We start from the raw sequence: 11319 nt of genomic DNA, 5'->3' as shown, positions 1-11319 counted from the left end.
GCTCACTGCCAAGTACGGCGTCCCCTACTTCCAGAACTTCATCTCGAGGTCCCTGCGCCCTGGGGATGTGCGCTCCATGTGCTGCCGCCTGCAGCTTGATCTGCGGACGCTGCGGAACCGCTGTGGAGGGCTCTTCGGATCGGCAGACAAAACAGGTTCCATCGGCGTTGTCACGATTAACCTCCCCCGCATCGGGTACCTGAGTAAAACCGAAGAAGAGTTCTTCACCCGCCTCAAGCGGATGATGCACATTGCAAAGACTGCTCTGGAGATCAAGAGAAAAGTCATCGAACGAAACCTCAAGAACGGCCTTTTCCCGTACACCCGCAGGTACCTTGGGACGTTCCGGAACCACTTCTCCACCATCGGCCTTGTGGGCATGAACGAGGCATGCCTGAACTTTTTGGGGGTCTCCATCGCCCATCCTGAAGGGAAGGCTTTCGCCATCAAGGTCCTCCAGTTCATGCGGGAGAGGCTCCAGGACTTCCAGGAGGAAACAGGCAACCTCTACAACCTCGAAGCTACTCCAGCAGAGAGCGCAAGCTACCGCTTAGCACGCCATGATCGGCGGCGCTTCCCCGACATCATCACCGCCGGGGATGCAGAGCCCTACTACACGAATAGCACCCATCTCCCCGTGGACTACACCGACGACCCCTTCGAAGCCCTGGAGCATCAGAAAGACCTCCAGGTCCTCTACACGGGAGGGACTGTCTTCCACACCTTCCTTTCGGAGGCACCCGACCCTGAAGCGGTGAAGCGTTTCATCCGTCGGGTCTTCGAGAACTACCCGATTCCCTACCTCACCATCACGCCAACTTTTTCGGTCTGCCCAAAGCACGGATACCTGAAAGGCAAATTAAGCATCTGTCCCATGTGCGGTGAGGAGACAGAAGTCTACTCTCGGGTCGTGGGGTACTACCGCCCGGTGCAGCGCTGGAACCGAGGGAAACAAGAAGAGTTTGCCGAGCGCAGAGAATACACCCTGAGGTGACGGCATGGTCTTTCGGGGATGGCACAGAGTAAGCTACATCGAGTATCCAGGAAGAATCGCCACCGTCCTTTTTGTTGCCGGGTGCAACTTCCGTTGCCCTTTCTGCCACAACCCGGAGCTCGTTATGGAAGCGAGGGACCTTCCCCTCATTGAGGAGGGGGAGGTCCTCGAATACCTCAAGAAACGCCAGGGGCTCCTTGACGCCATTTGCATCACCGGAGGGGAGCCCCTTCTTTACGCAAAAGAATGTCGTCCGTTCCTTGAGAGAGTGAAAGAGCTCGGATACCTCACCAAGGTGGACACGAATGGGAGTTTCTTCGAAGAATTCCTGAGTCTCTGGGACCTTGTGGACCTCTGGGGTATCGACTTCAAAGTTCCCCTCCGGTTGTACCACCTCGTCGGAGGCAGGGGAAAGGAGGACTCGGTGCAGAGGGTTCTTGAAAAGGCCCTTGCCCACCCGGAGCGGATCGAAATTCGAACGACCATCTACCCCCCCTTCCACACCCTTGAGGTTCTCCGGGAAATGGCCGAAGTACTCCGAAATGCAAAAGCCTGGTACTGGCAGAACTTCCACCGGGAGAAGAACCTCTCCCAGGAAGCCAAAAATGTTACCCCGTACAGCCCTTCTTTTCTTCACACCCTGCGGGATACCATCAACCAGGAGATTGGGCGGGATCTCGTGGTCCTTCGCCTGTGAGAATACCCACCGTTGAGGTTCCAAGGCGGTTTGCCCCCGCTGCAATCATGGCAAGGGCCTGGAGCCGAGTTTTAATACCTCCTGCGGCCTTAACCCCAAGAGATGGGCCGACGACCCGCCGGAAAAGGCGGACATCTTCCTCCTTTGCCCCAGAAGGGCCAAAACCGGTTGATGTCTTGACAAAATGCGCCCGAGCCGCCTGAGCAATGAGGCACCCCACAATCTTCTCCTCCTCGGTGAGATACCCCGCTTCAAGAACCACTTTGACCACGCAGGGGGACATCTCCTCAACCACACCCCGAATGTCCTGGTACACCGCCCTCCAGTCGCCATTCTTGAGGGCCGCAAGGTTCACAACCATATCCGCTTCTCGTGCTCCTTCCTGAAAAGCAAGCCGCGCCTCTCGAGCCTTTATTTCGGGTTTATTCTGCCCCAAGGGGAATCCGACTGCCACGCCTACGAGTACTCCACTTCCCTCAAGGAGCTCGCTGCACAGCGCCACGTAGTACGGGTTCACGATGACGCTGAAGAACCCCCACTTCTTTGCCTCTTCGCAGAGCTTCCGCACTTCTTCTTTCGTTGCCGTGGGACGGAGAAGGGTTATATCGGTGTGCCGAGCAAGGAAAGACCTGAGGTTCTCCTCTCCCTCCGGAATCTCCTCCTTTTCCGGGAAACGTTCCTTCACAGGAATTTCAACCCCAAGGACCTCCTCAACCCTTTCCCGAATCCTCTCAAGCTCCCCCATTCTCTCTCCCCTCACTCGAGATTCGCATGCTTCTCCATCATGAGACGGTACGCCTCCTCTTCCTTCCCCGCAACGAGGGCAAGGATGCAGGCATCACAAAGGAGCCAGAGCGCATCTTCAAAACGGGTTCCTCCGCCACCGGTGAAGAGTTGACGCGTTGCCCGAGTTTTCTCTGGGGAAAAGGCAAGAGCATGGTGGGCTACAGCCTCAAGAGGCGTTCCTCTCTTCCCAAGGAAGGCAAAGACTAAGGCTCCGAGACTTCTGGCTTTCTCCGCAAAGAGAAGGACCGAAGAGGTGTGCCCTGAGCCAGAAGCCACAACGAGGACGTCTCCTTCCCGGATTGCCGGACAAGTCACCTCCCCCACAATGTGCACGGTGTACCCAAGGTGCATGAGGCGCATGGCAAAACCCTTGAGGACAAGGAAACTCCGCCCCCGAGCCCAGAAAAAGAGCCGCTTCTTTCGCCAGCTCTCAAAGCACGAAAAGAAAGCCTCAAGGTCTTTTTCCTCCAAGGTGGAAAGGAGGTCCTTTGCCTCTTCAAGGACTTCAAGAATCTTTTCCCGGAAAGGCATCGAGTATCCTCCTCACTCTCTCGGCCACTTTTTCAGGAAAGGGGCTTTTTGTCACCGCCGAACCCACCACCACGACTTCCGGACGAAAAGTTTCAAGAAGGAGCGGAAGGACCTCCGGGGTTATTCCTCCTGCCACAAGGAGGGGGAACTTCCTAAGAAAGGAAAGAGGAAAGGTGACCCTTTCCCAGGCCTTGGGGTCCCCAAAGACCACATCATGGGGAACGTGGAGACCCAGGAAATCGGGCTTCAGTTCTTCAAGGAGAGGGACATTCAGTGCATTCGGGAGAAGGTCAATTGTATCCACCGCCCACCGCTTCCCGAAGGCCTGAGCCGCCCTCTTTACCCCCTCAAGGGTGGTACGGGATGCTCCTCCAAGGACGGAAACGATGTCCCCACCTCTCTCAAAAACCGCCCTTGCTTCCTCTTCCCCCGCATCCACGATTTTGGCATCAACAAAAATGAGCTTCTTCCCCGCCACCTTCCGGAGGGACTCCACAAAAAAGAGGCCGCAGGAGAGAAGGAGAGGCGTCCCCACCTCAAGGATATCCACGTAAGGAAGGAGGCGCTGGGCAAGGGTAAGGGCTTTTTCTCTCTCCCAGAGGTCTAAAGCAACTTGGAAAAGAGGCATTTCACCCCTCCATCATCCGAAAGACAAGGCCACTCCAGGCTTTGGGGTAGAAGTACGTTGACTTCTGGGGCATGCGCTGGAACTTCGCCACCGCTTTCTCGACCTGCTCAATAGGGGTTGGGCGCATGACGAACACGAGCTGGTACTTATTCTCCTCCCGGGCGATGGCGAAAACGTCCTTGGTCCCTCGAAGGTAGTCAACGAACTCGCTTTCTTCTTTGCCTTCACTGTTGAGACCCAGGATGTCACGGAAGACGAGCTCGTGGAGAATCGTGGTATCCAGGTGCCGGTTCACGTTCTCTTCGCCCAGCCGCTCATCCATGATTCGAGGGTCCTTAAGCGTTATGGTTGCCCACTGCTCGTTTTTCCTCTCGTACACCCCAATGGTGAACGGTGGAGCCTCCTGCAGGAATTCCTCCATCTCCCGCTCGTTGGAGAAGAATCGAACCTCGAAGTACTTCTCGCACTTTGCAAAGAAATCGGCAAGGCGCTCCTCAGGGAGACTATGCACTAAGCGATGGGTGGGGAGAATGAGGAGCCCAGGGTTGTGGATGTTCACAAGGGTCATCATGGTGTAGTCCTCGGGGATTTCCTCAAGGGGATCGGAGAGAGCAGCTCTTTGTTCTTTCCGGTACATGAGGCAGGTTTCGTACCGGTGGTGCCCATCAGCAATGATGAGGGTACGGGGATTGAGAACCTTTCGGATGTGGGCAATGGCCTTTTCATCGGAGAGCCGAAAGAGCCGATGCACAACTCCCCGGGAGTCGGTAAAGGCAAAAAGCTCCGCTTCGGGACGTTTGTGCTCCTCAAGGATGGCGTCAATGGTCCTCTGGGGGTCGTTGTAGAGGCAGAAAATCTGCTCGAGATTGGCCCGGGTTGCCCGAAGGAGCTCCAGGCGGTCCAGGGAGTACTTGGGCATGGTGCGCTCGTGAGGGAAAATGATGCGCTTCTCGAAATCCTCAATACGCACCAAAGCCACAAGACCGGTGCGTGTCCTGCGACCAAAGGAATTCAGCTCAAATTCCTGCTCGTAGATGTAGAAGGATGGAACATCGTCGCGCACGAACACTCCCTGGGCAATCCAAGAGCGGAGTCGAGAAGCGGCGTTCTGGTATCCGCTCTCGTCCTTGCCGAGGATAAGGTGCACGAAGTTGTACTCTTCCTCGGCAAGCCTCTGCCTTTCTTTTTCCGAGATCACATCATAGGGGGGAGCAACAAGCCTTTCAATCCCCCGTTCCTTGATGTACTTCTCCGCGTAGCGGTACCCCAAAAAGGGCTTAACCACTGCCATGACCAACCCTCCTACCCTACTCTGGTAGTATCAATCCTTCGCAGAATGCGTCTTCAAAATCCCGGCGAGCTGAAAGCTCAACGTAGTGCACCCGGCGGGCAATGTCCTCAAGGGTTTCCCGAAATTCCCGGGAAAGAAGTGCTCTCCGGGCTCCGGCAAGGGAAGCGTTACCCACCGAGCGGGCCGGGACATCTTTGGGGATGAGTCCGATGGTTCTTGCGCTCTCTGGGCGAATGTAGCTTCCGAAAGCTCCCGCAAGAACCACTTCCTCGATATCCTCCTCCCTGAGGTGAGCTTCTTTGAGGAGAATGCTCCTTCCCGCCCTTAAAGCCGCCAGGGCAAGCTGGAGCTTCTCCACATCCTTCTCTGTCACAAAGACGTAAGGGTCTTTTGAGAGAACAAATCTCTTCTCCCCCTCCTTCTCTTCAAGGAACAGAGACCAGTGCCCGTTCCCCTGCAATCGCCCCTTTGGACTGAGAATCCCCACCTTTCGGAGCTCCGCCATGGTGTCGATGAGGCCCGTACCGCAGATACCGCGCGGGGGAACACCTCCAATGGTAGTCAGAGCAATCTCTCCGTTCTCAAGAGAAACCGCCGAAATCGCCCCCAGGGAGGCCCGCATGCCGAAGCGGATTCCTGCCCCTTCAAAGGCCGGACCCGCCGCCGTTCCGCAGGCGAAAATTTTCCCCTGAAAGGCGAGGACAATTTCCCCATTCGTCCCGACATCGATGTAGAGAGTGGGTTTTTCCGCCTCGTGGATTCGAAAAACCCCAATCCCCCCCACGATATCTCCTCCGACGTACCCGGCAACACAGGGTAGAACATAGACCGAAGCTTCCTGGTGCACCGAAAGCCCCACTTCTTTTGCCCGGAGGAGATACCCCTCCCGGATGACTGGCACATACGGCGCCACACCAATGCTCAAGGGGGAAAGACCGAGGAAGAGGTGTTCCATGATGGTATTCCCCGCAACGGTGACGGCAAAGATGCGGTCCTTTCTTTGTCCTGTTCTTTCGCAGAGCTTCGCAATGAGGGTGTTCATCGTCTCAATGGCACTTCTCTGGAGAGCCTCGAGGTTTTCAGGGTGGTCCTGAATCGCCCGGAGGCGAGAAATCACATCGGCTCCAAAACGCACCTGCTCGTTGAGTGCTCCCTCTTGAGCGAGCACCTTTCCCGAGCGCAGGGAAAGGAGCGCGCCGGCCACCGTCGTTGTCCCAAGGTCAAAAGCGACCCCCAGGAATTCCTCTTCCGGAGGTGAGGAGACGGCAAAAACCTCCTTTTCGTCCCAGAAAACCTCAAAAAGGGCTTCGTCTTCCTCTCCAAGGAGAGAGAGCCCCCGCAGAGCCTCCCGGGAAAAGGAGGAAAGAGGAATTCTCTTGGAGAGTTCTTCCTTGAGGGAAGTCACCGAAGGAAGGGGAGGCTTTCGGAAGGGTACCACCACCCGCTGCACCGGAAGGTCCTCCAGTGCAAAGCCCTCTACCCCCTCCTCTCCAAGGAGGGTAAAGGAAGCCCCCCGCAGAGAGAAAGAAACGTCGCAGAAGATGTCCCCAAAGGCCACAACCTGGCAGGCAAGACGGAATCCTTTTTCCACCCGCTCCCCAAGATGAGCCCTCTCAAGGTCTGTGGGAGGAGAAACGTTACCTTTGAGAATGCGGATGAGGCACTTCCCACAGGACCCCATCCCCCCACAGTACGACTCAAGGGGGATACCCTCCCTCTGGAAAATGGAAAAAAGACTCTCGCCCTCTCGTCCCTCAAGAGTTCTTCCAAGAGATACAACACGCACGCGGACCATGGGACACCTCAGGTTATTCTAACCGAATACACCGCTACATTCTACCGGAAGAGAAAACTTTCCAAAAGGGCCTCTATGGTATTATAGAGGAAAAGGTAAGGGGGGAGAGGAATGCAGCCTGTCATCGGCATGGTTGGGAGCAATATGATGGACCTCATCACCTACTACGAGGACCGTTTCCCAAAAGTCGGTGAAACAATCTTTGGAAAGGACTTTGAGATCGGTTTTGGAGGAAAGGGGGCAAACCAGGCCATTGCGGTGGCAAAACTCGGAGGAGAGGTTGTCCTTGTGACCGCAGTGGGAGACGACCTCTTTGGTCCCCTTGTTCGGGAAAATTTTGCCCGACATGGCATCGATACGCGTTTTGTGAAGGTTGTCCCAGGGAAAACAAGCGGTGTTGCCCCAATCTTTGTGGACCCCGAGGGCCGGAATAGCATCTTCATCATCCCGGGAGCAAACTCCTACCTTTTGCCCGAAGATGTCTCCAAAGCTCGGGAAGCCTTGGCACGGTGCCGCTTCATCCTCGTGCAGCTTGAGATTCCCCTTGAGACGGTCTACGCGACTTTGGAGCTCTCCGCGGAACTCGGCGTTCCTGTCATCCTGAACCCTGCTCCCTTTCGACCCCTTGAGTGGGAGAGAATCCGAAATGTCTATCTTTTCGTCCCCAACGAGCGCGAGCTCGAGGGCTACGTGGGGTTTCCGCTCCGTGGCGACGAGGACCTCAAAAGGGCCGTGGAGCTCCTCTGGGGGTTTGGAGTGGAAAACGTCCTCGTGACTCTGGGGGAACAGGGAACTCTCCTTGGGAGGAAAGGAACCTTTACCTTTTTCCCCGCTTACGAGGCAAAAACTGTCGATACCACCGGTGCCGGGGATGCCTTCCTGGGGGCCTTAGCCTATTTTCTTGCCGAGGGTAGGGATCTCCCTGAAGCCATTGACCTTGCCTGCGCCTACGCGGCGCTCTCCACCGAGAAGCGGGGCACCCAGAAGTCCTTCGCCACTAAGGAAGAATTCCTCGAGTGGCTCTCGAAGGCCCGAAAGAGACCCCTCAACCTCACCCTTTAACCGCACCAAGCGTCAGGCCCCGCACGAGGTAGCGCTGGAGGAGAATGGCCATGACGATGATGGGGGCGCTGGCCACGATGGAAACCGCCGAAATCTCCGCCCAGAGAATCTCGTGCCCCCCGATGAGCCCGGCAATGTTCACCGTGATGGGGACAACCTTGGAACGCCCAAGAATGAGGGCAAAGAGGAACTCATTCCAGGAAAACATGAAGCAAAAGAGAGCCGTGGCCACAAGCCCCGGAGCCACAAGAGGTAACGCCACCCGGGCGAATGCCCCAAGCCTCCCGCACCCATCGATGAGCGCCGCTTCCTCAAGCTCCACCGGAAGTTCGTCAAAGAACCCCTTCATCATCCAGACCGCAAAGGGAAGGTTCACGAGCGAATAGGTGAGAATGAGCGTCTGGTAGGTGTCGAGCCAGCGCAGGAACCGAAAGAGGAGAAAGAGGGGGAGCACCGAGGCGATAGGGGGCATCATCCGCACCGAGAGAATCCAGAAGGCAAAGTTCTCGCCCCCAATCCGGAAACGGGAAAGAGAGTACGCCGCAAGGGACCCGAAGGCAACGGCAAGGAGGGTGGTGAGCGAGGCGATGATGAAGCTATCCCTGATACCCTTTGCCCCTCCAAGCCGCAGCCCCTGGACATAGTGCTCAAGGTCAAAGGAGGAAGGGATGAAAACAGGGGGATACGTGAAGTACTCTCCCTTGTCCTTGAAAGAAGTCATCACGTTCCATACAAAAGGAGCCAAACTCACCGCAAGGAGGACAAAGATGGCCACGAAAATCGCTACCGTCACTCCATCTTTCCGCCTCACACCACTTCCCTCCCCCGCCAGGACCGCAAAAAGACATTGGCGATGGCCACAATGACCGCAAGCTGGAAGTAGCTCATGGCTGATGCATAACCCATGCTGAAGTACTTGAACCCCGTGAGGTAGTTGTAGAAGGCCACGCTCTCTGAGGCCTGTCCCGGACCGCCCATGGTGAGCAAAGCCACAAGGTCGAAGATTTTGAAGGCATCCATAACCCGAATGAGAATGGCGATGGTAACCACGGGACGCAGAAGAGGAAAAACGACCCCCGCAAAAATCTGCCAGCGGTTCGCCCCATCCACCCGGGCTGCTTCATAGAGGTCGTCGGGAATGGCCTGGAGCCCGGCAAGGAGGGTGATGACCATAAAGGGAGTCCACTCCCAGATATCCGCAAGGACAATGGAGTAGGGGCTGACGCTGCCGCTTCCCAGCCAGTTCACCGAGGAGAACCCAAGGCGGTTGAGGAGGTAGTTCAGAGGACCGTACTGGTAGTGGTAGATGATTTTCCAGATGCATCCCACGACCACAGGCGAAATCATCATGGGGAGGAGAAAGAGCGTCACCACAAGGCTCCTCCCCCGGAAGCTCCGGTTCAAAAGGAGGGCCAGGGCAAGACCAAGGACAAACTGTGTTCCCACGCCGAAAAGGAGCACCCGACCGGTATTCTTGAGAGAGTTGAAGAAACGCCCATCGGAGAAGAGTTTCAGGTAGTTTCCTGCCCCAATGAAAACCCTCTGCCCACCCATGCCGATGTCCCACTTGCAGAGACTGAGGTAGAAGGAGTAAATCATGGGAAAGATGGAAATGGAGAGGAGAATGACCACCACCGGAAGAACGAAAAGGAATGCAACCCAGAAATCCCGCTTCCGCAGACCCCTCATCGTCCCCTCCTGAAAAGAAAGGGGGCCAGGGAAACCCCAGCCCCCGATGATCTCACCAAAGACCCGCCGCTTTCCAGCCCTTCACGAGTTCCTGGTAGAGGGCCTTCTGCTCTTCTTTCCCAAAGCGCTCGAGAATCTCCTTCCAGGCCTTTGCCGCCTCGTCGAGGGCACTCTTGGGATCGAGTTCCCCGCTGAGCGCCTTGGTGATGGCCACCCCAAGAGTCTCCTCGTACTCCACGGTTCCAGGAAGGACCATCTCCGGATACCCTTTCTCCATGTTCTTCTCAACACCGGCAAGGTAGATTTTCGCATCCTCCACGTTGGCGAACATCTCGTACGCCTCAGGATGTGCAAAGTGGGAGTAGCGGTACGGATCAAGGCCGGTCTCGGGAGTGGAAACATCATCAAGGCTTGTGACCACCGAGAGGTAGTGTGGATCACCTGGTACGCTCTCTTGGGGTCCTTAGATTGGGCAGCAATCGCAAGGACTCTTCCGCACGGCATCATGGCGCGGTAGTAAATTTCCCCGTTCTTCACCCCTGGAACGTGGGAAACTCCAATTTTTCCGACAATCTTTGACTGTGCCGGGTCAGCTCCCTTCTTCCCGACACAGGGCCACTGGATGACCATGAAGCAGTCGCCCTCAAGGAAAACGTCCTTAAGCTCCTCGTAGCCGTAAGCCAAAACATCGGGCGGGCAGTACTTGTGAATCTCCTTCATGATTTCGAGCGCTTTGACTCCGGCTTCGGAGTTGATGGCCGGCTCCATGGTCTCCTCGTCAAAGTACACGCCTCCAAGGCTTGCGAAGATGTTCCCCCACCAGGCGAAAATCTGGTCCTTCTGGCCGTAGTAAGCGGTGCCGTAGAAATCCCGCTGCAGAACTTCCCCTGCGAGTTTCTCCCCGGCCTTTCGGGTGAAGAACTCCGCTACATCCAGGTACTCATCCCAGGTCTCGGGAACCTTGAGGTCGTACCCGTACTTTTCCTTGAAAGCCTTTCGTTCCTCCTCGTTCTCAAGGAGGTCCTTTCGGTAGTAGAGGTTGAGAACGTCTCCATCGTAAGGAAGAGCATAGAGCTTCCCACCGTACTTGCAGTAGAAATCCCGATACCCCGGGGTAACATCATCGAGCTTGGGATCGAGTTCTGCCGCAAATTCATCAAGGGGATAGAGCCAGCCGTTCGCGGCGAATTCGGCAAGGAACTTGGGGAAAACAATCATGATGTCAAAAGCTCCCGTCCCAGCGATGAGCTCTACCTTCTCCTTCTCGTAGAGTTCTCCAAAGGGAACTCCGATGACTTCAAGCTCCACATCGAACTTTTCCTTGAGGTCCTTCGCATACCACTCAAAGGGCTTCAGGTTGTGTCCTGCATCCCCGACGACCACAAGCTTTACCGGAGCACCGTACGCCACACCAACGAGGAGAAAGAGGATGAGCAGGAAGAGAAGGAACTTTTGCATGTGTATGGGTTCACATCATGTGGGACACTCTACAATTCCAGTATCCCTCAGGTACTCCCAGGGGTCCTCTCCCTAAACTCCAATGGGGTCTTCTTCGATTATACACCTCTTCCGTCCACCTCTTGAGATGGTCCCTCATGGTCTTGAGATCAACGGCGCCATATAGTAAGCCCAGAAGTCTTCCCGGAAGGTCCGATTCAGTCGTTCCACCACCCCACCGATGTGGGGGAACGGGGAGGAAGGACGAAGAGCTCAATGCCATATTCTCTGCAGGCCTCCTCAAACTCCCCATAGAACTCACTCCCTCCATCTACTTGGATGCCCCGTACAGGAAAGGGACTCTTTGTGAGGAGCTCCTCGAGGAACTCCCGGGCTAATCCTGCAGTGG

The 11319-nt window shown here is 56.0% G+C and carries 11 protein-coding genes and 1 pseudogene; 3 read left to right on the top strand and 9 right to left on the bottom strand.

All coding sequences use genetic code 11. The features are described 5' to 3' along the window. The coding region (locus H5U36_05915; protein MBC7217676.1) for a ribonucleoside triphosphate reductase at window positions 1–994 on the top strand (994 nt) is incomplete at its 5' end. Window positions 995–998: 4 nt separating this feature from the next. Further along, complete coding sequence (locus H5U36_05910) at window positions 999–1691, top strand: anaerobic ribonucleoside-triphosphate reductase activating protein (GenBank protein ID MBC7217675.1); 693 nt, start codon at window positions 999–1001, stop codon at window positions 1689–1691. Here the strand turns inward: H5U36_05910 and deoC are convergent. The 5 genes from deoC to H5U36_05885 are packed head-to-tail and all read right to left on the bottom strand — an operon-like array spanning window position 1648 to window position 6722. Beyond that, on the bottom strand, window positions 1648–2436 hold the full coding sequence (gene deoC / locus H5U36_05905; protein ID MBC7217674.1) for a deoxyribose-phosphate aldolase: 789 nt from the start codon (window positions 2434–2436) through the stop codon (window positions 1648–1650). The two genes, H5U36_05910 and deoC, sit on opposite strands and share 44 nt — an antisense overlap. A gap of 11 nt (window positions 2437–2447) precedes the next feature. Then, the gene (locus H5U36_05900; protein MBC7217673.1) at window positions 2448–3008 is read right to left on the bottom strand and encodes an SIS domain-containing protein; all 561 of its coding nucleotides are present in this window, start codon (window positions 3006–3008) and stop codon (window positions 2448–2450) included. Continuing rightward, window positions 2983–3636, bottom strand: coding sequence for an orotidine 5'-phosphate decarboxylase (locus tag H5U36_05895; protein ID MBC7217672.1), 654 nt, complete (start codon window positions 3634–3636; stop codon window positions 2983–2985). Before H5U36_05895 ends, H5U36_05900 begins: the two co-directional genes overlap by 26 nt. Before the next feature lies 1 nt (window position 3637). Beyond that, window positions 3638–4927: a DUF1015 domain-containing protein gene (locus H5U36_05890; protein MBC7217671.1), complete on the bottom strand. Its 1290-nt coding sequence runs from the start codon at window positions 4925–4927 to the stop codon at window positions 3638–3640. Window positions 4928–4943: 16 nt separating this feature from the next. Further along, window positions 4944–6722 carry a DUF4445 domain-containing protein gene (locus H5U36_05885; GenBank protein ID MBC7217670.1) on the bottom strand — a complete coding sequence of 593 codons (1779 nt, stop codon included), beginning with the start codon at window positions 6720–6722 and terminating at the stop codon, window positions 4944–4946. Window positions 6723–6833: 111 nt separating this feature from the next. Here H5U36_05885 and rbsK point away from each other — a divergent pair, with 111 nt between their 5' ends. After that, a complete protein-coding gene (gene rbsK, locus H5U36_05880; GenBank protein MBC7217669.1) occupies window positions 6834–7784 on the top strand; it encodes a ribokinase in 951 nt (316 codons plus the stop codon). On the opposite strand, the gene H5U36_05875 is transcribed toward rbsK, so the two are convergent. The 4 genes and pseudogenes from H5U36_05875 to H5U36_05860 all read right to left on the bottom strand — a co-directional run. Beyond that, entirely contained in the window at window positions 7774–8595 is an 822-nt protein-coding gene (locus tag H5U36_05875; protein ID MBC7217668.1) for a carbohydrate ABC transporter permease, read from the bottom strand. The genes rbsK and H5U36_05875 overlap by 11 nt on opposite strands. Then, window positions 8592–9473, bottom strand: a complete 882-nt coding sequence (locus H5U36_05870) for a sugar ABC transporter permease (protein ID MBC7217667.1) — start codon at window positions 9471–9473, stop codon at window positions 8592–8594. The genes H5U36_05875 and H5U36_05870 overlap by 4 nt, the downstream gene beginning before the upstream one ends. A 52-nt stretch (window positions 9474–9525) precedes the next feature. Continuing rightward, window positions 9526–10931, bottom strand: a pseudogene (locus H5U36_05865) (sugar ABC transporter substrate-binding protein). A gap of 197 nt (window positions 10932–11128) precedes the next feature. Next, window positions 11129–11319 (bottom strand): hypothetical protein (locus H5U36_05860; GenBank protein ID MBC7217666.1); only part of this gene is annotated, 191 nt, incomplete at its 5' end.

Source organism: Candidatus Caldatribacterium sp. (genome assembly GCA_014359405.1).
In the GTDB taxonomy this organism is placed as follows: Bacteria; Atribacterota; Atribacteria; order Atribacterales; family Caldatribacteriaceae; genus Caldatribacterium; species Caldatribacterium oleiphilum.
The sequence above is the reverse complement of the archived record's forward strand: the minus strand, read 5'-3'. Positions and strand labels throughout refer to the sequence as shown.

What these genes read in the sequence shown, in the direction of transcription:
- H5U36_05870 (MBC7217667.1), bottom strand. Translation starts at nt 9,473, where the DNA reads ATGAGGGGTCTGCGGAAGCGGGATTTCTGGGTTGCATTCCTTTTCGTT.
- rbsK (MBC7217669.1), top strand. Translation starts at nt 6,834, where the DNA reads ATGCAGCCTGTCATCGGCATGGTTGGGAGCAATATGATGGACCTCATC.
- H5U36_05910 (MBC7217675.1), top strand. Translation starts at nt 999, where the DNA reads ATGGTCTTTCGGGGATGGCACAGAGTAAGCTACATCGAGTATCCAGGA.
- H5U36_05890 (MBC7217671.1), bottom strand. Translation starts at nt 4,927, where the DNA reads ATGGCAGTGGTTAAGCCCTTTTTGGGGTACCGCTACGCGGAGAAGTAC.
- deoC (MBC7217674.1), bottom strand. Translation starts at nt 2,436, where the DNA reads ATGGGGGAGCTTGAGAGGATTCGGGAAAGGGTTGAGGAGGTCCTTGGG.
- H5U36_05885 (MBC7217670.1), bottom strand. Translation starts at nt 6,722, where the DNA reads ATGGTCCGCGTGCGTGTTGTATCTCTTGGAAGAACTCTTGAGGGACGA.
- H5U36_05900 (MBC7217673.1), bottom strand. Translation starts at nt 3,008, where the DNA reads ATGCCTTTCCGGGAAAAGATTCTTGAAGTCCTTGAAGAGGCAAAGGAC.
- H5U36_05895 (MBC7217672.1), bottom strand. Translation starts at nt 3,636, where the DNA reads ATGCCTCTTTTCCAAGTTGCTTTAGACCTCTGGGAGAGAGAAAAAGCC.